Annotated in this window: 22 protein-coding genes and 1 pseudogene; 14 read left to right on the forward strand and 9 right to left on the reverse strand. The window is 32.5% G+C overall.

What is annotated here, in order from left to right; all coding sequences use genetic code 11:
* Positions 1 to 82: 82 nt before the first annotated feature.
* The 4 genes and pseudogenes from BUA82_RS07870 to BUA82_RS07885 form a co-directional block, all read left to right on the forward strand.
* Positions 83 to 1,642, forward strand: a complete 1,560-nt coding sequence (locus tag BUA82_RS07870) for a leucyl aminopeptidase (RefSeq protein ID WP_083599840.1) — start codon at positions 83 to 85, stop codon at positions 1,640 to 1,642.
* Positions 1,643 to 1,851: 209 nt separating this feature from the next.
* Positions 1,852 to 2,595 carry a copper homeostasis protein CutC gene (locus tag BUA82_RS07875; protein WP_073006400.1) on the forward strand — a complete coding sequence of 248 codons (744 nt, stop codon included), beginning with the start codon at positions 1,852 to 1,854 and terminating at the stop codon, positions 2,593 to 2,595.
* Positions 2,596 to 2,738: 143 nt separating this feature from the next.
* The gene (locus BUA82_RS07880; protein ID WP_073006402.1) at positions 2,739 to 5,714 is read left to right on the forward strand and encodes a transglutaminase-like domain-containing protein; all 2,976 of its coding nucleotides are present in this window, start codon (positions 2,739 to 2,741) and stop codon (positions 5,712 to 5,714) included.
* 94 nt (positions 5,715 to 5,808) lie between these two features.
* Positions 5,809 to 6,144 (forward strand): annotated as a pseudogene (locus BUA82_RS07885) (sulfatase/phosphatase domain-containing protein); the annotation flags it as partial.
* Positions 6,145 to 6,210: 66 nt separating this feature from the next.
* On the opposite strand, the gene BUA82_RS07890 reads toward BUA82_RS07885, so the two are convergent.
* From BUA82_RS07890 to BUA82_RS07905, 4 genes are all read right to left on the reverse strand, one after another.
* Positions 6,211 to 7,332 (reverse strand): anaerobic sulfatase maturase, encoded by a 1,122-nt coding sequence (locus tag BUA82_RS07890; RefSeq protein WP_083599841.1) that lies wholly within the window; start codon positions 7,330 to 7,332, stop codon positions 6,211 to 6,213.
* A 277-nt stretch (positions 7,333 to 7,609) separates the two neighbouring features.
* Positions 7,610 to 8,134 (reverse strand): chromate transporter, encoded by a 525-nt coding sequence (locus BUA82_RS20450; protein ID WP_073006406.1) that lies wholly within the window; start codon positions 8,132 to 8,134, stop codon positions 7,610 to 7,612.
* Positions 8,135 to 8,674: a chromate transporter gene (locus BUA82_RS20455; RefSeq protein ID WP_073006408.1), complete on the reverse strand. Its 540-nt coding sequence runs from the start codon at positions 8,672 to 8,674 to the stop codon at positions 8,135 to 8,137.
* Positions 8,675 to 9,012: 338 nt separating this feature from the next.
* On the reverse strand, positions 9,013 to 11,016 hold the full coding sequence (locus BUA82_RS07905; protein WP_073006409.1) for an HIRAN domain-containing protein: 2,004 nt from the start codon (positions 11,014 to 11,016) through the stop codon (positions 9,013 to 9,015).
* Positions 11,017 to 11,374: 358 nt separating this feature from the next.
* On the opposite strand from BUA82_RS07905, the gene BUA82_RS07910 reads away from it, so the two are divergent.
* On the forward strand, positions 11,375 to 12,139 hold the full coding sequence (locus tag BUA82_RS07910) for a histidinol phosphate phosphatase (protein ID WP_073006410.1): 765 nt from the start codon (positions 11,375 to 11,377) through the stop codon (positions 12,137 to 12,139).
* An 84-nt stretch (positions 12,140 to 12,223) separates the two neighbouring features.
* Here BUA82_RS07910 and rpiA read toward each other — a convergent pair whose 3' ends face one another.
* Positions 12,224 to 12,901, reverse strand: a complete 678-nt coding sequence (gene rpiA, locus BUA82_RS07915) for a ribose-5-phosphate isomerase RpiA (RefSeq protein ID WP_073006411.1) — start codon at positions 12,899 to 12,901, stop codon at positions 12,224 to 12,226.
* Positions 12,902 to 13,354: 453 nt separating this feature from the next.
* On the opposite strand from rpiA, the gene BUA82_RS07920 reads away from it, so the two are divergent.
* The 4 genes from BUA82_RS07920 (at position 13,355) to BUA82_RS07935 (ending at position 17,987) form a co-directional block, all read left to right on the forward strand.
* Positions 13,355 to 14,845 carry a cobyrinic acid a,c-diamide synthase CobB gene (locus BUA82_RS07920; protein ID WP_073007138.1) on the forward strand — a complete coding sequence of 497 codons (1,491 nt, stop codon included), beginning with the start codon at positions 13,355 to 13,357 and terminating at the stop codon, positions 14,843 to 14,845.
* 288 nt (positions 14,846 to 15,133) lie between these two features.
* A complete protein-coding gene (locus BUA82_RS07925) occupies positions 15,134 to 15,334 on the forward strand; it encodes a hypothetical protein (protein ID WP_073006412.1) in 201 nt (66 codons plus the stop codon).
* 125 nt (positions 15,335 to 15,459) lie between these two features.
* Entirely contained in the window at positions 15,460 to 15,990 is a 531-nt protein-coding gene (locus BUA82_RS07930; protein WP_073006413.1) for a cob(I)yrinic acid a,c-diamide adenosyltransferase, read from the forward strand.
* 632 nt (positions 15,991 to 16,622) lie between these two features.
* Positions 16,623 to 17,987 (forward strand): L-cysteine desulfidase family protein, encoded by a 1,365-nt coding sequence (locus tag BUA82_RS07935; protein ID WP_073006414.1) that lies wholly within the window; start codon positions 16,623 to 16,625, stop codon positions 17,985 to 17,987.
* Between the two features lie 204 nt (positions 17,988 to 18,191).
* Here the strand turns inward: BUA82_RS07935 and BUA82_RS07940 are convergent, their stop codons facing one another.
* Positions 18,192 to 18,527, reverse strand: coding sequence for a magnetosome magnetite crystal formation protein family (locus BUA82_RS07940; protein WP_073006415.1), 336 nt, complete (start codon positions 18,525 to 18,527; stop codon positions 18,192 to 18,194).
* 218 nt (positions 18,528 to 18,745) lie between these two features.
* Here BUA82_RS07940 and BUA82_RS07945 point away from each other — a divergent pair, with 218 nt between their 5' ends.
* Together BUA82_RS07945 and BUA82_RS07950 are read left to right on the forward strand one after the other, a co-directional pair.
* On the forward strand, positions 18,746 to 19,021 hold the full coding sequence (locus BUA82_RS07945) for a hypothetical protein (RefSeq protein ID WP_073006416.1): 276 nt from the start codon (positions 18,746 to 18,748) through the stop codon (positions 19,019 to 19,021).
* Positions 19,022 to 19,295: 274 nt separating this feature from the next.
* The gene (locus tag BUA82_RS07950; protein ID WP_073006417.1) at positions 19,296 to 20,126 is read left to right on the forward strand and encodes a hypothetical protein; all 831 of its coding nucleotides are present in this window, start codon (positions 19,296 to 19,298) and stop codon (positions 20,124 to 20,126) included.
* A 380-nt stretch (positions 20,127 to 20,506) separates the two neighbouring features.
* On the opposite strand, the gene BUA82_RS07955 is transcribed toward BUA82_RS07950, so the two are convergent.
* Complete coding sequence (locus tag BUA82_RS07955; RefSeq protein WP_073007141.1) at positions 20,507 to 22,096, reverse strand: ABC transporter permease/substrate-binding protein; 1,590 nt, start codon at positions 22,094 to 22,096, stop codon at positions 20,507 to 20,509.
* Positions 22,097 to 22,104: 8 nt separating this feature from the next.
* The gene (locus tag BUA82_RS07960) at positions 22,105 to 23,232 is read right to left on the reverse strand and encodes an ABC transporter ATP-binding protein (RefSeq protein ID WP_073006419.1); all 1,128 of its coding nucleotides are present in this window, start codon (positions 23,230 to 23,232) and stop codon (positions 22,105 to 22,107) included.
* Between the two features lie 306 nt (positions 23,233 to 23,538).
* Between BUA82_RS07960 and BUA82_RS07965 the strand changes: the two genes are divergently transcribed.
* Both BUA82_RS07965 and BUA82_RS07970 read left to right on the forward strand, forming a co-directional pair.
* A complete protein-coding gene (locus BUA82_RS07965) occupies positions 23,539 to 24,450 on the forward strand; it encodes a helix-turn-helix transcriptional regulator (protein ID WP_073006421.1) in 912 nt (303 codons plus the stop codon).
* Between the two features lie 87 nt (positions 24,451 to 24,537).
* Positions 24,538 to 24,795 (forward strand): zinc ribbon domain-containing protein, encoded by a 258-nt coding sequence (locus BUA82_RS07970; RefSeq protein ID WP_073006423.1) that lies wholly within the window; start codon positions 24,538 to 24,540, stop codon positions 24,793 to 24,795.
* A gap of 114 nt (positions 24,796 to 24,909) precedes the next feature.
* Here the strand turns inward: BUA82_RS07970 and BUA82_RS07975 are convergent, their stop codons facing one another.
* On the reverse strand, positions 24,910 to 25,530 hold the full coding sequence (locus BUA82_RS07975; protein WP_073006425.1) for a GntR family transcriptional regulator: 621 nt from the start codon (positions 25,528 to 25,530) through the stop codon (positions 24,910 to 24,912).
* Between the two features lie 362 nt (positions 25,531 to 25,892).
* On the opposite strand from BUA82_RS07975, the gene BUA82_RS07980 reads away from it, so the two are divergent.
* Positions 25,893 to 26,660 carry an SDR family NAD(P)-dependent oxidoreductase gene (locus tag BUA82_RS07980; RefSeq protein WP_073006427.1) on the forward strand — a complete coding sequence of 256 codons (768 nt, stop codon included), beginning with the start codon at positions 25,893 to 25,895 and terminating at the stop codon, positions 26,658 to 26,660.
* The last annotated feature ends 35 nt before the right edge of the window (positions 26,661 to 26,695 follow it).

Raw genomic sequence — 26,695 nt, forward strand, 5'->3', positions numbered from 1 at the left:
GAAGCGCCCCTGGGGTGCTTCCATTAAATGTAATCACCCCAGGGGTGGATACTTTTAATGGAAAACATTGAGGAGTGATTTTATGATAGGTGCAGATAACAAACAAAGTTGTGATTTAAAAATTGTGTATGTTTATGGCAAAAATAATAATAGTCATTACAGTAACAAAAATGACCATAAAGAGAATATCAGCAATAACTGCAATATTCCTTCAGCTATTCAAAGAGTATTTGATAGTGGGTATAAGACTTCCATTCCTTATGTTAATAATAGAAATAGTCATGACATGGATGAAGGTGCTAATAAGGATAAAACCCATAATAGTGATGAAAGTAATTGTAAAGAGAATATTGATGTATTAAATGACAAGGTTGTACTATATGTGGGATTGGGAGAACTCTCTAGCTTTAACTTTACAAAAATAAAAGAAATAGCAGCTTATAGCATAAAGGCGCTTAAAAAATATAAGGTTAAAAATGTAGCTATTGATATTTCTTTGTTTTTAAAGGAGTATGGCATAAGTTCCATTAGTGAAATAATTTTAGGCTTAAGGCTAGGGTCATATAAATTTAAAGGGTATGGCACATCCAAGGAAGAAAAGTCCTATGATATATATCTTCAAGGATATGATGAGGAAGATAAAGCTTTAATAAATAATGAAATAATACTTGCCATGAATATTTCAGAAGGGGTTATACTAGCTAGAGACTTGGTAAATGCTCCTGCAAATAAGTTAACTCCTATAATTATGGCGGAAAATATAAAGAAATTAGGTGCAGAGGCAGGTTTTCAGGTAGAGGTTTTTGATGAAAAATATATTGTGGAAAATAAAATGGAAGCCTTTTATACCGTAGGAAAAAGCAGCGGAAATCCACCAAGGCTTATTATAGCAAGGTATTTTGGGGATAAGGAGAGTAAAGAGGTTACAGCTTTAGTAGGAAAGGGAGTAGCTTGTGACACCGGAGGATACTGCTTAAAGCCTGCTAACTCCATGGCTGGAATTAAAGGAGATATGGCGGGAGCAGCTGCAGTTGTTGGTACTATATATGCCTTAGCAAAAAATAAGATAAAGGCAAATGTGGTAGGGGTAATACCTGCTTGTGAAAATCGTATATCTAGAGAAAGTTTCATTCCTGGAGATGTAATTAATTCCATGGCTGGAAAGACTATTGAAGTTTTGAATACTGATGCTGAAGGAAGGCTTATATTAGCAGATGCAGTAACCTATGCTATTAAAAAAGAGAAGGTAGAAAGAATTATAGATATAGCTACTTTAACCGGTGCAGTGGTAAATGCCTTAGGCTTTAGTACTGCTGGGGTTTTAACCAATAATAAAGATTTCTATAAAGAATTTAAAAAGGCTTACAAGAGATCTGGAGAACAATATTGGAGATTCCCCATTTATGATGAGTATAGAGATATGATAAAAAGTGATATAGCAGATGTGAAAAATATAGGAAAAAGCTATTGCGGCACCATAACTGCGGGTTTATTTATAGAAAGTTTTGTGGAAGATAAACCTTGGATACACTTAGATATTGCCGGAACTGCCTGGGTGGATACTCCTCTTTATGAGTATCAATGTACAGGGGCTACAGGAGCAGGGGTAACGTCTGTGTATTATTTGCTTGCAGGGAAATAAAAATTTATAGAGCAGGTAAGAACTAATAGGTAAGAACTAATAGGTAAGAAGTAAGAGCTAATAGGTAAGAAGTAAGAAGTAAAAGGTAAGAGGTAAGGGTTAAGAGTTTTTGAAAAAATTCAGCAAGGCTGAATTTTCACCACAACTATTACTTCTTAGCTATTACCTATTACTTATATATAAATTTCAGTTTACAAGGAGGAATTCCTATGTCATATGTTTTAGAAGCTTGCGTAGATTCTGTAGAGTCAGCTATGGAAGCGGTAAAGGGCGGGGCAAATCGCTTAGAGCTTTGCGGTGACCTAATTATTGGAGGAACCACACCTAACATAAATTTATTTAAATTAATAAAAGAAAAAACCGATGTAAAAATCAATGTTTTAATTAGACCTAGATATGGAGATTTTTGCTATACCCAGGATGAATTTGAAATAATTAAAAGAGATATAAAGATTTTTAAAGAAGCTGGTGCTAATGGAGTTGTTATAGGAATTTTAAAACCAGATGGAGCTTTAGACTTAGAGAGAATGAGGGAACTTATGGCTTTAGCAGAAGGAATGCATGTAACTCTTCATCGTGCATTTGATGTGTGTAAGAATCCTTTTGAAGCCTTGGAAGAGGCAAAGAATTTAGGTGTTAAATCTATTTTAACTTCAGGTCAGAAAAATAAATGTACTGAAGGCATAGAACTTCTGAAAGAACTAGTGGAAAAATCAGAGGACAAAATAGAAATTCTTATAGGAAGCGGAATAAATTCAAAAAATGTACAGCAGGTAGTGAGTTATACCAAGTCTCTTGCGGTGCATACTTCAGGGAAAATTAACGTGGAAAGCCCTATGAAATATAGAAAAGAAGATATCAGCATGGGCTTCCCTATACTCAGCGAATATGTGATATTGAGAACTGACAGTGAAGAAATATTAAGGATTAGGGAGATTCTAGAGAAGTTGTAACTTTTAAATATATTAATCAATGTAAGTGATATTTAGATATTTCCCGTATGTAGAATGAAATTTAACTTGTTAATATAATTGATGCTTATTTAAAATTTATCCGGGAGAATTTATCCAGGAGAATTTATAAAAGGAGATGGATTATGGAATATACTAATGAGGTTAAAGAATATGTAAGCTCTAAGTTTAATGAAGCATTAGATCTATTTGGATATAAGAAAAATAATATCTTATATAAGCTTTCCCTATGTAATGAAAAAGAAAGGTTTTTAATGGAGTACTTATATGCTTCCATGCCTTTAAGCGATATATCAAATTATGATTTTGACTTGTTTCTTAAATATGTTAAACAAGGAATATTTATAAGGGAAAATACTCCTTGGGGCCTTAAGATTCCAGAGGATATTTTCCTGAATTATGTGCTGCACTATCGTGTTAACAACGAAGCCATAGAGGATTGCAGGGATGTATTTTATCAAATGCTTAAGGATAGGATAGAAGGTAAAAGCATGTACGAAGCTGCTCTAGAGGTTAATTATTGGTGTGCAGAAAAAGCTACTTATAAATCTACAGATGAGAGGACAGCCTCTCCCCTTACAGTATTAAGGTGCGGCTATGGAAGATGCGGAGAGGAGTCAACGTTTGCGGTGACTGCCTTGCGAAGCGTGGGAATACCGGCAAGACAGATCTACACTCCTAGATGGGCTCATTGTGATGATAATCATGCTTGGGTAGAGGTGTGGTGTGATGGCAAGTGGCATTATCTTGGAGCTTGCGAGCCAGAACCTGTATTAGACAAAGGCTGGTTTACTTCCGCAGCTTCTAGAGCCATGGTGATTCACAGCAGAATTTTTTCAAATTATATTAAAAGTGAAGAGATAATATCACAAAATAATGTTTTAACTACCATTAGCAATATTGAAAAGTATGCACCTACAAAGAGGGTTCATATTAAGGTTATAAATTCACAAAATCAGCCTATAAAAGGTGCAGAAATTAGGGTGGAGATACTTAATTATTCAGAGTTTGCCACTGTAGCAAAATTAGTCACAGATAGCCAAGGACAAGCATTCATAAGCCTTGGATTAGGGACTGTTTCTTTCCATGTGGTGAAAGAAGGTAAATTTCTTAATAAAATCATAGATTTAAAAGATGTAAAGGTAATTGAATTTAATATGAACGACGCAGTGTCTTATGAAGAAGAGGTTCTTGGACAAGACATAGATATGATTCCTCCAAAAGATAGAAAAATATTACCTTACAGCATCACTGAAGAGGAACAGTCGGCGCATAATGAAAGAGTTAAACATTGCAATGCTGTTAGGGAAGAAAGCATCAATAAAATCTTGAGGGAGATAGAGGATAGAAAATCACAGCTATTAGAAAGTAAAGCGTTAAGCAAATTAAAAGATGAAGATGTAGTAAGGAAAGACAAAGGACAAGCAATATTTGAAGATGAGGGACAAGCGATAGAAAACCAGAGGTTAAGTTGCATAAAATATGCAAATTCAACATGTGAAGAGGTAAAACAACCAATAGGAAGTAGGGAAAATGCTTCACTAAAAGTTGTACAAGCATCTTTTCATGATATTAATGATATATTATTAAAATCTTCAGGAAATTATAATGAAATTTTAAATTTCTTAAAAGTTAGTACTGATTATGAGGATTTAGAAAAGCGGGTTAATTTATTAAAAACCTTGTCCAATAAGGATTATGTAGATAGTAAGTCCAATATATTAGATTCCCATATAAATAATGTAGTTTCTTTTAGTGAAGATTATCCTAAAGAAATATATTTAAAATATGTGCTTTGTCCTAGAATATATCTAGAAAAAATTACTGCTTTTAGGGAGGAAATTAATAATTATTTCTCTAAAGACTTAAAAGAAAGCTTTAAAGAAGAGCCAGTGCTTATATGGAGTTATATTAATGAAAATGTAAAAGAGTTTCCACAACATGAATATGAAGAGCTTTATAACCTTCCATTAGAGACATTAAAAATGGGTAGCGGAAGCTTAATATCTAAAAAGATCTTATTTGTGGCAATTTGTAGAACTTTAGGAATACCAGCAAGGATCAATTCTAATGATTTATCTGTAGAGTATTATAAATATAATGCTATGTACCTAAGTGGCATGAATGAAATTAAAAAAACTATTGATGGCAAGCAAGGTTACAATGCTGACTTTTTATGTACTGAAAAAGACACGGAGGACAAGCTACCTAGGGTAAGAGATAAACATGAAAATCATAATAGTCCAAGCTTAACATGTAATTGCAATATTGGATTTGTAAAGGTGGAAGATGTAAATATTTTAGGAAACTCTATGCTTACAGTTAATAATATCAGTAATTCTGAATTAAAATATTATCAAAACTGGACTATAGCGGTGCTAGATAAGGGAGTATATAGGACTTTATCACTACAGGATAATATACCCTCTCAGGGAAAAGCTTATATTAGTTTAGTGCCAGGTAATTATAGAATCTTAACCTCCAACAGATTGCCTAATGGCAGTATATTTGCAAAGAAGTATCTGTTCTCAGTAAGTGCCAAGGAAAATAAAGAGATAGAAATAGCCATAAGAGATGCAAAAATATCGGACATGCTAGAAAACTATGAGCTTCAAGATTTTATGCTTAAAGACAAAAACAATGATACTATATATGCTTCTCAGCTAATGAAAAAAGACAAAAGTATTCTTATATGGATAGAGGAAGGCAAGGAGCCAACAGAGCATATACTAAACGAAATCATAGATTTCTCCAAAGATTTTGATAACATACCAGGAGGTTTAATCTTTGTGCTCAAAGATATCTCAGCTCTGCAGAATAAAACCTTGCAAAAGGTTTATGAACTAGTTCCAAATATAAAGACTTATTTTGACGATTTTTCCTGCAACGTAAACACTATAGCAAGGCGCATGTACCTAGATCCAGACAAGCTTCCTCTTATATTAGTTGCCAACAAATGGAACCACCCCTGGGGTGATTCCATAAAATGTAATCACCCCAGAGGTGGTGATAATTTATGGAATTCTGTTAATGGAATTTATGCCTGCAGTGGATATAATGTGGGAGTGGGAGAACTACTTATCAAAATAGTAAGATCATGATAAAGTAAAATAATAATATTAAAGGTTAAAGAAAATGTAATTAATAGTTCTCTTCAATCTTTAGTAGACTTAAGACCTACTTTTTTTAAGTGACTTAGGTTTCCCTATTCCAAGAACTATGACAGGAGTAGATGAAATTAAAGTATGGCAGGGACAAGAAGCTAAAGCCAGAGCTCACATAATATGTGAGCATCATCATGAACCAACTACCATTAATGTAAGAACTTATGTGGATGGAAGGTACAAGCTTACCGTGTACTACAATGAAACCTATGGCGAGCTCTTTGACCTAAAAGAAGAGCCTCATGAAGTAAACAACCTTTGGAACAGTGAAGAACATAAAGAATTAAAGATGAATCTCTTATTAAAGTACATTTCAGCAGAGCTTCAAAAAGAGCCCATGTGGATGCCAAGAATAGCTCACGCTTAATTCCCAAATAAAGGGGCTACCCCTGGGGTGATGACATTTTATGTCATCACCCCAGGGGTAGATCCTTTATTTTCCAAGTAGTTCTTTTTTTAGCTGGTCAGCTATTTCTGCTATACCAGCGATGTTAGTTTCAAAGAAGTTGTAATAGGCTTCGCAGAAGTAATTCATGGGCAAACCTGATGCTCCAGTGGAGGTTCTGTAACGCTTGCAACCCCCTCGGCATAGCCTTATATATTTACAGTGGAGGCATTTTTCCTCTATAAAGGTAGATTCTTTTATAAAGCTTGCAGATAGGGGAGTTTGCCTCATTTCATTAAAGGATATTTCATTTATATTACCTAGCTTGTACTTATCCAGTGCAAAAAAATCGCAAGGGTATACGTCCCCATTGGATTCTATAACGTAGTAACAGCTGCATATCCCTGAAACACCGCAGTTTTCCGCTGGATAACCAAGATACATTTGTATGTAATTATCAAACAAACGAATACTGGTATAATCACCTTTGAAGAAATCTTCTTTGTAAAGGGTAAATAAGTTATTTAGTGCATATTTGTAGTCAGAATTCTTTAAGCTGTATTTATTTGAAGGTTCATTTTTATCTAAAGGCTCTAAACAAGGGATGAACTGAGGATAGTTGAAGCCTTCCTTTTTGAAAAACTTATAAACCTTCCTTATGTGCTTTGAGTTGAAGGAAGTTAGGACACAAAGAATATTAAAGGGAACTTCATACTGTTTCAACAGCTTTATAGCCTTCATAACCTGGTTATAGCTTCCTTTATGTTCAGGGGTTATTCTCAATTGGTCATTTATATCCTTTGGACCATCTAAGGAAATTCCTACTAAAAAGTTATTAGCTTTAAAAAATTCTGACCACTCCTCATTTAATAGGCAACCATTAGTTTGAATGGAATAATTCACAGAGATATCTTTAACATTGTGGTTATTTACAGCTTTTATGAAGTTTTTAAAAAAATCAAGGCCTGCCACAGTGGGCTCTCCGCCTTGAAAGGCGAAAGAAATAGCCTTAGTGTCTTCTTCAAAATCTTTTTTTATCAATGAGGTCATGGTATCCTCACTCATAAATCCATGACTAATCACATCTCTATTGTCTGCCACATCACTATAAAAGCAGTATTTGCACCTTAAATTACAACTGGAAGAAGCAGGTTTAATTAATATTGAAATACTTTACATAAATCCTCCTTAGTTTTATTGAAGGCATTTATTAACTAGTAAAGCATTCCTAAGCAAACTTTGTATATTTATATTATTAGTTATTACCAATGAATTTGCTTGGGTCTTAAAAAGAACATTTGATAATAAAATATCCCTTCAAATATGGCATATAATATAAATTAGCGTCAGTTAAATTCAGTTTATTAATAATCTATAACATCAATATTAGTGAATAATACAATATGTTGCCGGCTAAATTTTTAAAATCAATAAGCAATCCATTCCATCAATATAGTATCACTCCTAGGATTCCTACTATTACTATTAGCAGTATAGGGTCTACCTTTTTCAACGAGGCTATAAATACTCCTAAAAATAGAATAATGCTTTTATAATCTATAAATATGCTTTTATTAATAAGGAGCAAGGCAGCTGCGGCAATAAGCCCTATTACTGTGGGACGGATACCTTTAAAGGCATATTCTACATATTTATTTTCCTTAAATTTAACAAAAAACATTGAAATTAAGGTCATTATTATGAAAGATGGAAGTGAAACCCCTAAGGTGGCTAGTGCTGAACCCCACACTGAATTGGTTGCAGTATAGCCTATGTATGTAGCGCTATTTATGGCAATAGGACCTGGAGTAACCTGAGATATAGCTATGATATCAGTAAATTCTCCTAAGCTAAGCCAAAGGTTTTTTACTACTACTTCTTCTTTTATTAAAGGAAGCATAGCATATCCGCCACCAAAGCTAAATAATCCTATTTTGAAAAATGTTAAAAAAAGTTTTAAATATAAGTTCATCTATTTTCCCTCCTTCATTTTTCCATAAACTATGCCACCTATTGCAGCCACTATTATGAAGAATATAGGAGTTATACCTGCAAAGGATATTAAAACAGCCACTAGGATAGGTATAAAAATAGTCTTTTTATTTATTCCCACACTTTTGCTCATATTATAGATGGGGGCTGCTATTAATGCGACTATAGCAGGTCTTATGGCTTTAAAAGCTTTTTCTACATATATGTTGTCTTTTATATTTCTAAAAAATAATGCGATGAGCAAAATTATTATAAAAGAAGGCAAAATAGCTCCTAAGGTGGTACATATTGCTCCTAATATACCGGAACTTTTATATCCTACAAATACCGCAGTATTTACCGCTATAGGTCCTGGCGAAGATTGTGCCAAAGCTAGAGAGTCTATAAATTCTTGTTTATCTAACCACCCTTTATTATCCACCACTTCTTTCTCAATTAAAGGTACCATGGCATATCCTCCGCCTAGTGTAAAGGCACCTATCTTAAAAAAAACCAAAAAAAGATCTAAATAATGCTTCATATAAAGTTTCCTCCTAGTCATTTGTTTACCAGTTACCATTCTATTTTATACTAGTTGTAAATATATATAAAGGATTGTTGAGGTAATATTAATGTCCATTTATTTAGTATTAGCTATATTACAAAAATATTGTGTATTTGATACATTGGTGGACAGGACTAAATTGAAGAAACATACAAAGTTATTACAAGCATATTGTGCGTTTTATACTTTATTATGATTGCCAATGCTAAAGAGCATTCAATGTGAATAAGATGCTTGGTGATAAATGTAATCGCCCCTGGGGTGCTTCCATAAGAATGGAAGCACCCCAGGGGCGATTACATTTATTGGTAGATTTATTGAATCTGCCCGTTACTCTTACCTCTAAGCATCATAACTATATTTTGGGTTTCTTCTATTATATCTTGATAGCTTAGGTAAACTCTTATTCGAATATGATTTTCTTCGAAATTAGTTTCTTTTACAATTCCATACAGGTACTTGCCCCCGTCTAAAAGGTTTTTTAATATGAAGTTATCTTTTTTAGGAATATAACCCAGTACATATCCATCGTGGGTAGTGACCTGTATTGCGTTGTGATCATAGAGGTTATCTTTTTCACGTTTTAGATATACAATGTCATCTTGGGTCAAGTTGTCTTCTATGGGGGTGGTATCCCTATAATAAACTCCTGCTACATTCATGGAAGAAATATAAATATCCTTTATATATGGTCTAATAATTAGATGACGTATATTTACATATTCTCTTTGCTTTAAACTCCTATTTTCTAAAAGCTTTTTAAGACTATTTTTTATATTATAATTTTCTTCATTTTCCGCTGCTTGTCCAATAATTTTCTTATGTTCTTCATTGAGAAGACCTTGATGTTTTCTTAAATTTTTTATGGCGTGCTTTTTGGTTTCATCCAATCTTGCCGAAAGTGCTTTAACATTAAGATTTATCATTTCTTTGGACAAATCACCTAGATTAGCTATGATAATTTCTAGGCATTCATCTTCTTTAAAATTATATTCCTTTAAATCATCATTAACTAGTAAATCATTAAATTCAGGGATGTCTAAGTCTAAATTTAAATTCTTCCAATCTATATCTTTTAAAGAATTGATAATATCTTCATTTTGAAGTTGGTTTTCAGAGTCTATATGAGCACCAATAAAAATTATATCTAAATTAAGATTATTTAAAGCAAACTCTATTAGTTGTCTTTTGGAAGATTCATCTCCTTCTTTCATAATATATTTATAAATATTAGCATCGGAAATATCTTTATTTAAATAACCTATTAAATGATTAAAAGTTAACTTAAAGTCAAAGATTTTGGAGGCTTTTATGATATATTCGCTGGAACCTTCAACGGAGGATATTGAATTTTCTAAAACCCTTATCCATCTTTTTGTAAACAAAATATCTGCTAACATATCCATATACTTAGTAGGTATACTGTTAAGTGCATCATTAATTTCCACATCTTTTTGTACAAACTCCTGGATCTGAATTAGGGCTACTAAATCATCAAGGCTTTTTCCATGTGTCTCAACATTAGGGAGATATTTTTCAAAAATGCTTTTATAAAATTCATAGTGAAATAGACTATTAAATTTAAAATAGCTTTGTAAAAGCCGGGATAAATTAGAGGTTTTTGCACTGTCCATAGTTAAATTATCTATATACCAGCCAATATTTATATCCTCCAAAACCAATGCTGCTCCAATCTCATTGTATATGCCGCTTTTCCAGCCTTCTTCTATACACCAAATTTTAATATCCTCTGTTAAAAATTCAAGATAGGACATAGCTATTATCCTCCCATAGCTATAGGAGCTTTTGGCCAAGTTGTATATAAAGGTGTTTGCATTATTATAATTTTGGGCTAACTTTATAATATAAAAATAAAACTCTGGACTTTTGGAAAATGTGTCTATAATTTTTTGTGCATTATTTAAATACTGTGATTCACATACTGTGGCCAAGGCTATCCCAACCTTAACCTCCTCATAAGTGTTTCCATTATGTAAAAGTTTATGGTACAAGGCATGAAGGGGCTCTATATCCATAAGACCTTCTCTTACTAGTAACTCCAGTTTCTCTGTAAATGCATAATAGTAATCTATAAGGTTATGGTTGTTTATATATGCTGTTAAAGCTCTATAATTCTCATCTTTAAAGTATTGAATTAACGCATCAATGAGACCTTTAGAAATATTCTTTTTATTTAGATGAGATAAACCTTCACTTATATATAATTTTAGAACTTCATGCTTTCCCGCTTCCTGGCTACTATCAAGCTGTCCTTTAATTAATTTATCATAAATGGATATATCATCATTGTTGAGCATAAGGCTCCCCCCAAGTTATTAATTCTGTTAAGTTTATCCCATAGCTAAGCGCTCCTAATACCCCCACTTATTCAATTGGTGGGATAATGGGCGACAAGCTCCTGGATAAGTTCTTCTAAGTTTCCGATGGAGGCGTATTCTTTTTAAGCAAACTCCACCTGGAGCTAAGAATCACTTGATATATTCATTATACTAAAGATATAGGTATAGGTAAAATATACCACCATCCCTGGGGTGATTCCATTTTTATGGAATCACCCCAGAGGTAGTGGATTTAATGATAAGTGGTGGAATAGTATGGTATTATAAACTATAATTAAGTAAGTATTAATTAAGAAAATATTTTTGGAGGACTAATATGTTTGATACTCATATTCATACTAAATATTCAGCTGATTCAGAAATGGCGCTTGCTCAGGCTGTCATTGAAGCAAAGAAGCAAAACCTAGGACTTATAATTACCGAGCATATAGATGTAGATTGTCCAAATGAAAAGTTTCGAATGATTGATTTAGATTCATACTTTAAAGAGTACGAAGAATATAGAAAGCACAATGTTCTTCTTGGTATTGAGATTGGCATGCGCCCTGATAAATTAGAAGAAGTGAATAAAATAATATTGGACAATCCTTTTGATTATGTTATAGGTTCTGTGCATATAGTAGATGGGATTGATATTTTCCAAGGGATTTTTTATGAGGAAAAGTCTAAGGATGAAGCATACAAGCAGTATTTACACTATATGATAGATTGTGTAAAAACTCATGACAATATAGATAGCCTTGGACATATTGACTACATAAGCAGATACAGTCCATATAAAGATAAGGAAATTTATTATGAAGATTATAGTGATTATATAGATGAAGTTTTAAAGATTCTATCTTATAAAGAAAAAGCTATAGAAATTAATAGTAGAAGGCTAGATGATGCTTCCGCGGTTAAAAATCTTATGACTATATACAAAAGATTTCATGAACTAGGAGGGAAATTTTCCACCCTTGGATCTGATGCTCATACACCAGACAATGTTGGGAAAAACCTTTATAAAGCCAAAGAAATAGCAGAAGAATGTAATTTGAAGCCGGTGTATTTTAAAGATAGAAAGATGATTTACATTTAATAGCACCGCCCCTGGGGTGTTCCTAGTTTACTGGAAGCACCTCAGAGGTAGAACTATTATTTTCCATATTCTTATAGAAGAAGTCTACAGCCTACTTTTAGAATTAACAATTTCTACTTTACCCTCATTGCCGACTATAACCATATCCGCCATATTTAAAAATAAACCTGTCTCTACCACTCCAGGTATGGATCTTAGGGTATTGTCTAGTTCATAAGGATATTCTATCTTTTCTAGTGATAAGTCTATAATGTAATGCTCACCATCTGTTATATAGCAGCTATGGTCAATTTTTCTAAGCACTGGGTTTAAGTTTAAGGATTTTAGTTTGTTGAAAACTTGATGATGGGCAAAGGGGATAACCTCTATGGGAAGGGGGAATTTACCCAGGGTACTTACCATTTTGCTTTTATCCACTACCCATATGATTTTTTTGGAGGAGCTAGCTACTAGCTTTTCATATAACAGTGCCCCACCGCCACCTTTAATACCATTTAAGTTATTATCTACTTCATCTGCTCCGTCTATGGTTAAATCTATGTAGTCCACCTCATCAAAGGGTATTATTTCTATGCCAAATTGAGTGGCAAGTTTAGTGGTAGAACTAGAAGTAGAAACTGCCTTGATACTCAGACCTTCTCGCACTTTTTCAGCTAATTTATTAATGGTATAGTAAACTGTTGAACCAGTACCAAGCCCAATAATCATGCCGTCTTTTATGAATTCTACCGCTTTTTCCCCGGCTATTTTCTTACTATTCATCTTTATACCTCCATTTTATAAGAATCACTTGATTATTAAGACTATATGTATAATTAGATTAGATATTTATATTAAAACTTATTGTTAAGACTAACTTTATTATTAACATTAAATTTTATTATGAAGCTTAACTTTATTATGCACATTACAATTTTCATATTATAATTTAATGTAGAGTATATTATTTTAAAATCCATAGAGTGAATAGTTTTTTCATTACAGAAGTAAATTACATTACTTTAGTTTACGTTTATTAATATATAGTTTTATTATAGTACTTATTTATGAAATAATAATTAATAATAGATTAAGCTGCCATATCTTGTCTTATAATCTTATTAATAGTATTCACGAAATAATAACTTAATAATAAATATTTAAAATCAAAAATACTCAAGTGATTTTTTATTAGCTGATTAAATACTTAATATATTGTAAGGGAGTATTAAAATGATGAAATCATTAATAATAGCATCCAATAGCAGTGGCGGAGGCAAGACCACTGTAACATTGGGTATTATGAAAGCTCTTATTAAAAGAGGTTTTGAGGTGCAAGGATATAAAGTAGGGCCAGATTACATAGATACTGCTTTCCACAGCCATATTACAGGTAAGGCTGCAAGAAACTTAGATGTTTTCCTCATGGAAGAGAATGGGGTAAAGACTTCTTATTATAGTGGTAAAGGTGACTATGGAGTGATTGAGGGAGTTATGGGACTTTATGATGGTAAGGGCATAGATACCTATGGTTCCACAGCTCATGTGGCTAAATTACTGAAAGTTCCTATTATTTTAGTGCTTTCGCCTAAGGCTCAAGTTGCTACGCTTTGTGCAGAAATAAAAGGGTTAATGGAATATGAAAATGCTGATATCAAAGGCATAATACTGAATAATATAAATGAAGGCTACTATACTTTACTTAAATATGCTATAGAAGAAAATTGTGGAGTGAAGGTTTTAGGATATGTGCCCATGGATGAGAGACTAAACATAGGAAGTAGGCACTTAGGTCTTGTACAAAGTAGCGAAATAGAAGATATTGATGAAAAAATTGAAATTTGCAGCTGTTTACTAGAAAAATATGTGAATATGGATAATTTGCTCAAGTTATTTAAAGAGGAAATTTCCAGTGAGAAGGAACTATATTCAAAGCTATTGTTTAATGGAGAGGTAAGCACCAAATCATCTACTACTTGCCATAATATATATTTAAAGACACTGTCCAATGAAGAAAGACAAATTAACGAATATCAGCATGGGACAAATGAGGACAAACTGTTGAAAATAGGGAGAGAAGGATGCAAATCTGTGGACAATCTTTCACAACACTTCTCTAAACATAAAATAAGGATAGCAGTGGCAAAGGACAAGGTTTTTAATTTTTATTACACAGAAAATATTGAACTTCTACAAGAATTAGGACAGGTGATTTACTTTAGTCCATTAGAAGATAAGGAGCTTCCAGGAAACATCGACTTTCTATATATAGGCGGGGGATATCCGGAGGTCTTTGTGGATAAGCTTAGCAGTAATGTAACTATGTTAAATAGCATAAAAGAAGCTTTAGATGCTGGGCTGAGATGCTATGCAGAATGCGGGGGGCTTATGTATCTTACAGAATATATAGAAGGACGGAAAGTTGTAGGCTTTTTCAAAGGACAAGCTGAAATGACTAAAAGTCTTCAGAATTTTGGCTATGCAGAAATCACTGTTAATAAAGAAAATAATATTTTGCCTATGGGACTTAAAATAAGATGTCATGAGTTTCATAAATCTAAGATAAATACCCAAGAGGAAACCATTTATAAACTAACTAAAACTTCATATTTAGGTGAAGAGAAAAGTTGGACATGTGGATATTGTAAGAAAAATACTGTGGCAGCATATGCTCATATTCATTTCTTTAGTAATTTGGATTTTTTGAAATATATTATAGGAATTTAAGATTGTTTAGATAAATTTTAGTGATAAGAAAGTAAATAGGTATATGCAGATAAGGAATTTAGGAATGAAGCTGAGGAATATCATCATGTTAAGCAAATAAATATATGTTAGATAAGAGGAATTTATATAAATTAATAATTAAGAGGTTTATAAATTTACATAAGGACAAGATCTATATAATATAAGTGGGAACATAGGAAAGCGCCTATAGGATATATGTCCACACATGGACGAGTTCTTAAAGGACATATCTACATTCAGTCAAGATTCAAAAGGATATATTGACACATGGACAAGCATTATCAAAAGTATAAATATGTGGACAAGCATTATAAGAAGTATAAATATTGGGATATGTACAAGGGATTTTTAAAGCATGAGGATGCATATATGGACAAGTATTATGTAAAGTGCGGGTATGCGGACAAGAAATGTGTAAGTATAAGCAAATACTGGTCCACCGTTATATTTTGCTGTACCTGCATGTGAACAAGCAACATGTAATTATAAGGACTATACTGAAGCTTTATATATTCAGCTAGTGTATTAACAGAGAGTGATAAAAATATATTGGTAATTAATAAGAGCACTTTAATAATTAGGGAGGGACAAGCATGAATAAAGGTTATATTCAAGTATATACAGGCAATGGAAAAGGTAAGACCACAGCCGCTATAGGTCTGGGAGTAAGGGCTGCTGGGTACAAGCGTCAAGTATATATGGTTCAGTTCTTAAAAAATACACCCACAGGAGAATTAGATAGCTTAAAGCTATTAGAGCCATATTTTAAATTGTTTAGATTTCAAAAAACCAAAGGCTTCTTTTGGAATTTAAATGATGAAGAGAAAAAGATTTTAAAAGCTGAGGTTCAGGAAACTTATGATTTTATAGTAAAGGTTATGAGAGAAGGTTCCTGTGAGGTGCTGATTTTGGATGAAATACTAGGAGCATATAAAAATGAACTTATAACAGAAGAACAGATAATATATTTAATTGATATAAAACCTATAGAAATGGAGCTTATCCTTACAGGGAGAAATGCCCCAGAATGGCTAGTTAATAAAGCAGATCTAGTGACCGAAATGAAAGACATAAAGCATTATGCAGAAAAAGGTATTATGGCTAGAAAAGGAATAGAATACTAGAGCTTGTATCTGGTATAAAATGTAACCACCCCAGGGGTGCTTATTTCCATGCAAATAATATTCCTAATGTATGTGTCTTTAGGAATTACAAAAAAGTAAGCGATCATACCAAATCAAAGATTTGGTATATCTGCTTAATTATATAATGAGAAGGGTGTCTTAAAAGTTGTCTTTTTTATTTAATGCTGAATTATTACTAGTGATTTTTGATATTTTATTTATTAGTGTCATGTATAATATTCCAATCAATAATATTATTTAGTTTGTGGAAAATATATATTATTTTGTATACGTATACATGGGGGCTTTTCTACACTATAATTAGAGTAGTAGAAAAAATTCAAACTATTAAAGGTAAGAGCTATAAAGTGCTCTTTTCCCACCAATTTTGTTGAATAAATATTAAAGAGCTACTTTATATCGCTATTATACTAAAATTGATAGAAAAAAGTAGTATTGAGTATAAATTAAGGTTGTAAGCTTAAGCTAAAATAAATTGGATACTATTAAAATCCAGAGAAATCATATGCACATAAATTTGAAGTGTTGTAAACTCTGTAGGAACTTAGATTTATAGCTAAAGATAAGTAAATAGTATATGTAAATCACTATTAGTTATAAGGGGTGGTTATATGAATAAAACTGCTGAATATTTAAACATGCTAAAAAGAGAAGTTGTACCTGCGTTAGGCTGTACTGAACCTATAGCAGTGGCCTATGCTGTATGTAAAGGTGCAGAAGTATTGGGAAAGCTACCAGAAATAATAGAACTAAATTTAAGTGTAAATATAATAAAAAATGCTTTAGGTGTAGGAATACCAGGTACAGGAATGTCGGGGATAAACATAGCAGCAGCTTTAGGAGCAGTATGCAATAACTCTAGCTTAGGACTTCAGTTGCTTTCAGATTTAACGGAAGAACAGCTGCTCATGGCTAAAAATATTGTTAAAGAAGAAAGGATTAAAATAACAGTTAGCGATACTGAGGAAAAGCTATTTATCGAAGCTATATGCAAATACAAAAGTAACATCTCCAGAGTGATTATAAAGCATGAGCACACTAATATAGTTTTTATAGAACATAACGGTGTAAAGATATTTGAATATGAAGATAGTGAAGATAATAAAGAAAAATTAAATAAAATAGAAGAATTACCTATTAAAGCTATTATTGATAATAGTGAGGAAGAGAGTAAGGGTACAGAATTAAGCAAGGAATGTGCAAGCGGGGACAAGCTATTTTCCATAGAAGATATATATAATTTTGCAGTAAATGTAGGCTTTGAAGATATAAAATTCTTATTAAATGGTGCAGAAATGAATAAGAAGGTATCTGATGAAGGATTAAATCAACCTTACGGACTGGAAGTGGGAAATAAAATTAGCAAGTCCACACAATTTAATGCATTAGGTAATAATTTAATAAACAAAATCGTTGCAGCAACCGCTGCTGCTTCTGATGCCAGAATGTCTGGTTGCAAACTTCCTATAATGACTACTGCAGGAAGCGGCAACCAAGGAATTACTTGTATTATACCTTCTGTAGTGCTGGCTGAAGAATTAGGGAAAAGCGAAGAAGAATTAGCCAGAGCCTTAGCTATAAGTAGCTTAATTACCATATATATAAAAGGTTATATGGGAAGATTATCCCCCATATGCGGTGCAGGCATAGCAGCTTCCACAGGAGCAAGTGCAGCTATGACCTATCTTTTAGGTGGAGATATTAAAAATATAAAATGCGCCATAAAAAACATGCTGGCAGATGTTTCAGGCATTATCTGCGATGGAGCAAAATCTACCTGCGCTTTAAAAATAGCAACAGCTGTTAATGCTGCCATTCAATGCTCTATATTAGCCATGAGTAATATAGAGCCCTGTAGCAATGATGGAATCATAAATGATGATGTGGAAAAGACCATAGAAAATATAGGAAGCCTTGTAGCCAACGGATTTGACAAAACTGACAAGGCAATATTAGAAATAATGTTAAACAAATGATGGAAAATAGTGGAGATACCCCTGGGGTGATAACATAAAATGTAAGCACCCCAGGGGTGGTTCCATAAAGTGGGATCATCAGGGATGCTTTTCTCTTTTATGCATATAAAAAAATAATAATAATAAATCACTTATTACCTATTAACTATTACTTATAACTTACAACTTATCACTTCTTACTTCTTACCTATTATCTATTACCTATTACTTTAGTATAACTATGCCGCCGATAAGAGGTAGGGGGTTGGCCTCGCCTTTGGCGGCATTAATAATTCCTAGGATGGCTAGAACAAATATGGCTAAATTAGCTAATGGTACAAGTATTAAGTATATCATTGCAGGCATAATTTGACTTATTATATTAAGTGCGACTCCTGCTATAAAAAGTAATAAACCCTGATTGGTATGAAATTTAGCAAACTTTGATTCCCTGGCAGCAAGAAGAGGAATTAAAAATATAATGTATGCTAATACAGCCATGCCTTTATTTTTATATATGTCTTCCTTGGTAAATTCAGCATTAGGTTGTTGATTATCCATTTATACACCTCCAATAAACTTTAAGTTGTTTACATAGCACTTAGAATTAGAACATAATAATACATATTAAATTTACAGAAGAAGTATGTATTATTTTTCCTATTTTTCTTAACATTTTTAATAACAGAATATAAATAGTTTCATGAAGGGAAAAAGATGTTAAAATTTATTGGGGATAAACGATTTTATAAATACAATAATAATAGGAGTGTATTGAGATGAATTATGTTATTGGAGTAGATTCTGGGGGAACAAAAACAGAGGTAATAGCTTATAATAGCCAAGGCGAGGAACTTGTCAGGGCTTTGGGTGGATTCGGAAATATATTTATAGATAGAGAAGAGGCAGTGAAAAATATTTGTTCTACAGTGGATAAGGTTAGAGATTCCTTAGGAAGTGAAGATAAATGCTCCAAGATATACATGGGTATAGGTGGGATAGAAGGCGGAAAGCTTAAGGATGATATGGAAAAGCTACTTACTGTGGAAGTATAACTCATATAGATCATCAAATAGGGAGATTCACTAAAGTTTTAGAAGAGCATAATGAAGATATTTTAGAAGTGGCTTCAGTTTTTGAGGTCACTTCTATTTTTTATTTAGTTGTATAGATTTATGCCAAAGGGCAAGAATTTAAATAAAGGTGAAATAAGTATTTTTTTAAGATATTTTGTGATAAAAAAGTGGTTTTTTCTAATGTTTTTAATCAATTAAATCCGTATCTATTAATATAATATCATGATGAATAATATCCTGGGGGGATTATACAGTGAAGACGAAAAAAACTAAAATATTTTATCTATTTATTTTAATTTTTATTTTTGTTGGTTGCAGCAAAGGCGAGTTACTAAAGGAAACCAAAGAATATAATAATGCACAATATACAAAAAAAACTAGCTATTCAGGTTTAAGTTTAACTTCTGTAGATAAAAAACTTTCACTAGAAATGCTTAGGATGCAAGAATTAAACCAAGAAGATACAAGCAAATCAAAGGATACAAAAGCTTCGGGAAATGAAATAGATAAGATTAATGAATCTAAAAACTTAAAAGAAAAAAGTGCTGAAGATAAGGCTAAAGGAAAAAGTCTCCAAACCCAGGGCTCAAATTCAACAAACTCAAAACCTTCCGAGATAGTTCCAACAAAGCCTGTAGAAATAAAACAAGAATTATCAGATGAACAGGTGGTTAAAATTGTTAAAGATGCATATTTAACTTCTATTAACTTTTTCAACAGGAATATTGACCATAATGATAGAATAGATGATGGAATTTTCTGCAGAGCCAAAGATAAAAATTTGACCTATAATAGAATAATAGCAACATTAAGAAATCATTATTCAATATCCTTTCTAAATAAATCTAAAATAGAAAAGGACTGCATAAAAGTAGTTGATGGCAAGGTATATGTACTAGCATTACAAGGACTATATGATGCTGAAAGAGAGTTTCAAGTTTTAAATCGTAAGGATAATGATAATTATATTAATGTTAAGGTTTTTGTAAAGTCAGAGGATGGCAATATAACTTCCAATATAGTTTTAGTAAAGGAAGCAGGTAAATGGAAGGTAGACTCAGGTAATATATTTCCACAAAGGTAGTATTTTAAGCCGCTTAAACCATGAATCAAATGTTTAACTTCTAGTATATGCCTGTATTAAATTTAGAATGTTATAAATTTTAAAAAATCAAAAGCAATAAAAGGGATTATCACCCAATATTTAACTTAGAATATTGTCGGTATTAGCACGTAGAATTGCATCTACATTTCTTATCTTCTAATATTAAACTTAGAATGTGGTAAAAGTTTTAGTAATTATAAATAATAAAAAGGCTTACCCTTATGATCTCGTAATAAGGATAAGCCTTCTTTCATTCTAAGTTCCAAAGTTTAAATTAATAGGTCATGTTTTTTCTATATAAGTTGCAAATTTTAAGTTAATGAATCATGCTTTTTTATATATAAGTGTCCAATGTTAAATTAATTAATCATTCCCTTTTCTTTTAAGAAATCATCAGCTACTTTCCTAGGGTCTTCACCTAATTTGTCCACCTTATAATTTAGTTCTCTCATGGTTTCTTCACTAATGGCATTAGAAAGTTTTTTAAATTCTGTTTTAATTTCCGGATGTTTTTCTAATACTTCATTTCTTACCACAGGAACTGCATAATATGGTGGAAAGAATTCCTTATCATCTTCCAATACTTTTAGGTCAAAAGCTTTTAATAATCCATCTGTAGCAAAAGCATCGATAACATCAGCTTGATTATTGTTTAAGGAATTATATCTTAAACCGCCATCTAGGGATTTTACATCATTAAAGTTTAAGTCATAAGCTTTTTTCATACCTAAATAACCATCTTCTCTATTGGCAAACTCCATAGTACAGCCAAGAATTAGATCCTTTGAAACTTTTGATAGGTCTGAAACTGTATTTAAATTATATTTACTTGCAAGGTCTTTTTTTACTGCTAAAGCATAGGTATTGTTAAAGCCTAAAGGATCTAGCCAAGTAATGTTATATTTTTCGTTAAAGTGATCTTTTACAATTTTATAAGCTTCATCAGGGCTATTTACAGGACCATGCTGCATTATATTTACTAATCCAGTACCTGTATACTCTACATAAGCGTCTATTTCTTTTGCCTTTGCAGCGTTAAAAACCACACTGCTTCCCCCTAAGTTCATTTTTCTATCTACCTTTAAGTCTGTATTTTTTTCTAATAAACTAGCTAACATGTGTCCTAGAATCAGCTGTTCATTAAAGTTTTTTGAGCCTATTACTATAGTAGAGCCTTTTTTGCCGTAAAAGCCTACTGTAACAACTATTATTGCTATACTTATAATAGCAAGTACAACCTTGCTGCCAGGACCTTTGCTTAGAGAAAATTTATTTTTGCCACCAACTTTTATGGTGCCATCTGCTGTTTTTATTCCTTTTGGTGTAACTGCTTTTTCAATTTTACTTATTATAAAGTCCATGAGTAAAGCAAGCAAACATGCTGGTATAGCTCCAGCCAAAATCATATTATTATTTACTGTCTGAACTCCGGAGAATACCATGTATCCGAGGCCGCCAGCTCCAATGAAGGCTGCGATGGTCATAAGGCCAACGGCTGTAACTGCTGAAATTCTCACTCCAGTCATTATAACTGGAAGGGCTAAAGGAATTTGTATCATTTTCAGTATTTGTCCTTTAGTTAATCCAATACCTTCTGCTGCTTCTAAAGTATCGGGGTTAATATTCATTAATCCTGTATAAGTATTTTTTACTATGGGCAGTAATGAATATAAGAACACCATAGCTATAGCAGGTTTGCTTCCTATACCTAATACTGGTATTAAGAAACCTAAAAGAGCCATGCTGGGTACTGCTTGTATAACGCTGGCTAATCCAAGAACTGGTGTTGCAAGTTTTTTAACTCTTGTAATTAATATTCCTAAAGGAATACCAATAGCAAGAGAAAATAAAACTGCCATAAAAGTTAATTCAATGTGTTCAATTATTAATCTAAATATTTCTGCTTTTCTAGTTATTATAAAACTCCAAAACTCATTGGTTGCTGTAATAAAATTCACTAAACTCCTACCTCCTGGTCTATATACTGGTTGGACATAACTGCTAAAAGACTACTTTTTGTAATAAGTCCCACCAATTTTTCTTTATTGTCCGTTACGGGGATATATCCTAAATGATGTTCATTAAGTACATTTACTATGTCTATAATAGAGTTTTCCATGGAAACTGTTTCAAAATTAGTTTCCATTATTTCAGATAGTTTTAAATTATCTTCTTGCTTCATTCTTAAGTATTTTAAAGTTACAATACCTTGAAGCTGTTGATCTTTATTTACTATTAAAAGGCTATCCACCTTGTTGCTTTTCATTATTTCTAATCCTTGAAGTAAAGTTCTGTTTCCTATGGTTTTTACAGGATTAGGTATCATAATATCTTTAGCTTTTATAAATTCAGGTTGATTCCATATTCTATTTTTACCTACGAATTCTTCCACAAATTCATTACAAGGCTTCTTTAAAATATTTTCAGGAGTATCATATTGAATAATATCTCCATCTTTCATTATGCAAATTCTATCTCCTAGTTTTAAGGCTTCATCCATATCGTGAGTTACGAAGACTATGGTTTTCTTTAGCTCATGGTGAAGATTGTAAAGTTCATCTTGAAGCTGACTCCTGGTGATAGGATCCAGTGCACTGAAGGGCTCATCCATAAGAATGATGTCAGGATCTGTGGCAAAGGCTCTGGCCACTCCAATTCTTTGTTGCTGGCCACCGCTAAGCTCTGCAGGATATCTATCCATATATTCTTCAGGATCCATGTCTACCATTTTCAAAAGTTCTACAGTGTTTTTTCTAATTTCTTCACTGTGAGACTTTTGAATAAAAGGGATGAGACCTATGTTTTCTCCCACGGTCATATGTGGGAAAAGACCTGTCTGCTGTATTACATACCCCATATTTCGTCTTAACTGGATGGTGTCTTCTTGACTTATATTTTTTCCATTTATTAAAAGTTCTCCTGAGGTTGGTACTACCAGTTTGTTAATCATTTTTAAAGTGGTAGTTTTTCCGCATCCACTAGGCCCTATAAGCACCACTAATTCCCCTTGATTTATTTTAAGATTAATATTGTTAAGTATAATTTTATTTTTAAATTTCTTTGACACATTTTTTAGCTCTAACATCTTGTCCTCCTTATAAAATTATCTATTAAAAGTATCTACTACCATGTAAGCTTCTCCATTTAATCCCAACCGACAACTCTAATGATATCATAAAGTTGTCATATTGTAAAATTCCATTCATATTTGTACAATCTAGAATAAGGAGAATAAATGATGATAATAGCAAAAAAAGGGCTTTTTTGTGTATAAACTTCAAATTCATTAGGAAATTTTCAGTATTTCAAAGGAAAGTATAGAAAAATATAGAATTGTTTTATTATAAAAATGAAATTAGTTATATTATTATTAAGATTTGGAGTGTAAAAGATGAAAGTAGAAAGACTACTGGCTATAGTTATTAAAATGCTAAATAATAAAAGGGTTACTGCAAAGGAACTAGCAGAGTATTTTGAAGTGTCGGTTAGAACTATACAAAGGGATATTGAAGCTATAAGTATTGCTGGAATACCCATAGTATCCTATAAGGGGCAAAATGGGGGCTATGGTATCATGGAGGATTACCTTATAAGTAAAAGTTATTTTTCAGATACTGAGCAGGAGTTACTTCTCACTGCACTTAATGGTGTATACAAAGCTTATGAAGACAAAAGCTTTAAAGATATTATGGACAAACTTTTGCTTTTAAAAACCAATTCTCAGATAGATACAAGGTCTAACTTAATTATGGATTTTAGCCCTTGGGGGAACAGCGAAAGAAGAAAGAGTCAAGTAGATATGTTAAGAAAGGCTATAAATGATAAAAGGGTTATTGAGTTTGATTATATGGATATTAACGGATGTAAAACCCAAAGGAAAGTGGAGCCAAGAGCTTTGATTTTAAAGGTTAACACTTGGTATCTGCACGGTTATTGTACTTTAAGAAAGGACTTTAGATTGTTTAAGCTATCCAGAATAAGAGAGTTAAAAATACTTGTAGAGAGCTTCTATGAAAGGGAATTACCTGAGCTTAATATTATTTATGAAGATAATAGAAAGAGGGTAACACTAGTATTAAAGTTTAATCACAGCGCATTAAATAGATTAGATGACTATTTTGAAATAGAAGAATTAGTGTTCAAAGAGGATGGATATATTTATGCAACTGTAGAATACCCGGAAGATGAGTGGGTTTATAGTATGATTTTAAGCTTTGGCGAAGCTGTAGAAGTGATGGAACCTCAGCATATACGAGAATTCATTAAGATAAGAAGTCAAAATGTTTTTAGCAAATACAAATAATTATTTTAATTACGACATAAGGGTGTCTTATTACCTCCTTTATAATAAGCATAACAAAATAAATTTTAAATATAAGGAGGAGTTTTAATGGACACTAAAATATGTCAAAGTTGTGCAATGCCTATGGAGGATGTTAGCTTAATGGGGACGAACCTTGATGGTTCAAAAAATGAGGATTACTGCACTTATTGTTTTCAGAAAGGTGAATTTACCTCAGAGGTTACCATGGAAGAAATGATAGAAATTTGTGTTCCTCACATGGTACAAGGAGGAATGGAGGAATCTGAAGCAAGAAAGTATATATCAAATATTTTACCTACCCTCAAAGCATGGAAGGATAAATAAATATTTAATTATAATATAAAACAAGCATTCCTTGGACATATAATAAATGCCCAAGGAATGCTTTATAATTTTTATTACCTATTATCTCTATATTCATTAAATCATAATTTCATTTTAATCATTTAAATATTTAACCGCTCTTTCATAAGCATTTTCATCCCCCACCATAACCAAGGTATCGCCAGCTTTAAGTTCTGCGTAAGGGCCAGGGGACAATATTATTTTACCATCCTTTTTTATGGCTATTATAGTGGAGCCGGTATTTTGCCAAAAGTTAGATTCACCAATGGTTTTTCCAAGGAGGCGTGAAGTGTTAGGAATTTCCACCTCTATAGGAGCAAAAGGGTTTGAATTTCTAAAGCGTTCTGAATAATCTATTATTTTATTAATGCAAGATTTAAGCTCTTCATCTAATTTGTTTTTTTCTTCTATGAGATTCCACATATCCTTCTTCAAAGATGTTATAGAATCTATATTTTTAAACTTTCCAATAAATTTAAAGGCTTCATCTCTTGATTTTACTGTTATTCCACTGCCGGCGTTCACTGATACTATTTCCATATCTTCAAGAAGCTTAACAGATCTCCTTATAGTTTCTGGAGATACATTATACTGTCCAGCTAAAGTAGACCTTCCATGAATCTTACTGCCCATGGGAAATTCTCCATTAGCAATTCTGCTTGCAATATCAATAGATATTTGCTGATATATTGGTTTCACTATATTTTCTCCCACTTATATCCCTCCTGAAGATAATTCTTGCTTAAAATAATTAGTTATTACAATAACTAGAACAGGTAATTATTATTATTGTTATCATTTAAGATTGTATAGCATATGAAACATATTTTGCAAGTGTGTTCCAATTAATGTCACTACCCCAGGGGCACTACCTTTTTTTGGTAGTGCCCCTGGGGTAGTGACATATATTGCTATATCATAAAACACACTATTTAAAATGTTTGTGAACATTGCGTATATTGGTATAATATAAGAGGAAAGATTAACTTTTTATAGAAATAATTACATATTAACTATATATAGTTAATAAAAATTCAATATTACTGTTTTTGGTATTAAAAGGAGGAGAGTGTGTTATGAGTAGTTTGTTTGATTTAACAGGAAAAGTAGCAATAATTACTGGGGCTTCCAGTGGTATTGGAACACAGCTAGCTAGGGCTTTTGCCAGAGAAGGTGCTGATGTAGCGATACTTGCTAGGAGATATGAGAAGCTGGAAGAGCTGAGTAAGGAAATTGAGGCTATGGGTAGAAAGGTACTTCCTGTAAAATGTGATGTAACTAATGAAGAAAATGTTAAGACTGCAGTAAAAGAGATAATAGATCATTTTGGTAAAATAGATATCCTAGTAAATAATGCTGGGGTAGCTGCAGAAGGAGCCGTGGATAGCATAACTGAAGAGGAATGGGATAAAGTGTATAACACCAATGTGAAAGGTGTATTCTTTATGACAAAGCATGTGGCTAAGGTTATGATTGAGAGAAAGTACGGAAAAATAGTTAACTTAGCATCCATTTATGGAATTACAGGAAGCAAGACTTCACCTGTACATGCATACCAAGCTTCTAAAGGTGCTATTGTAAACCTTACCAGAGGTTTAGCTGCATATTGGGGTAAATTTGGTATAACAGTAAACGCTGTAGGACCAAGCCTCTTTGAAACTGAAATGACTAAAGATGGTTTATTTGAGGAACAGAACCTTAGGATGTATAATGCCTTAGTTCCTTTAGGAAGACCAGGAAAACCAGGAGAGCTAGATGGAGCGGTAATTTATTTTGCTTCTGATGCTTCCAGCTATACTACTGGGCAAACTCTTTTTGTAGATGGTGGATGGACATCTGTATAGAATTTTAACTTAGGAGTTTAGTAAAGTGAGAATAA

It is taken from the genome of Clostridium amylolyticum (assembly GCF_900142075.1).
Lineage (GTDB): Bacteria > Bacillota > Clostridia > Clostridiales > Clostridiaceae > Clostridium_AA > Clostridium_AA amylolyticum.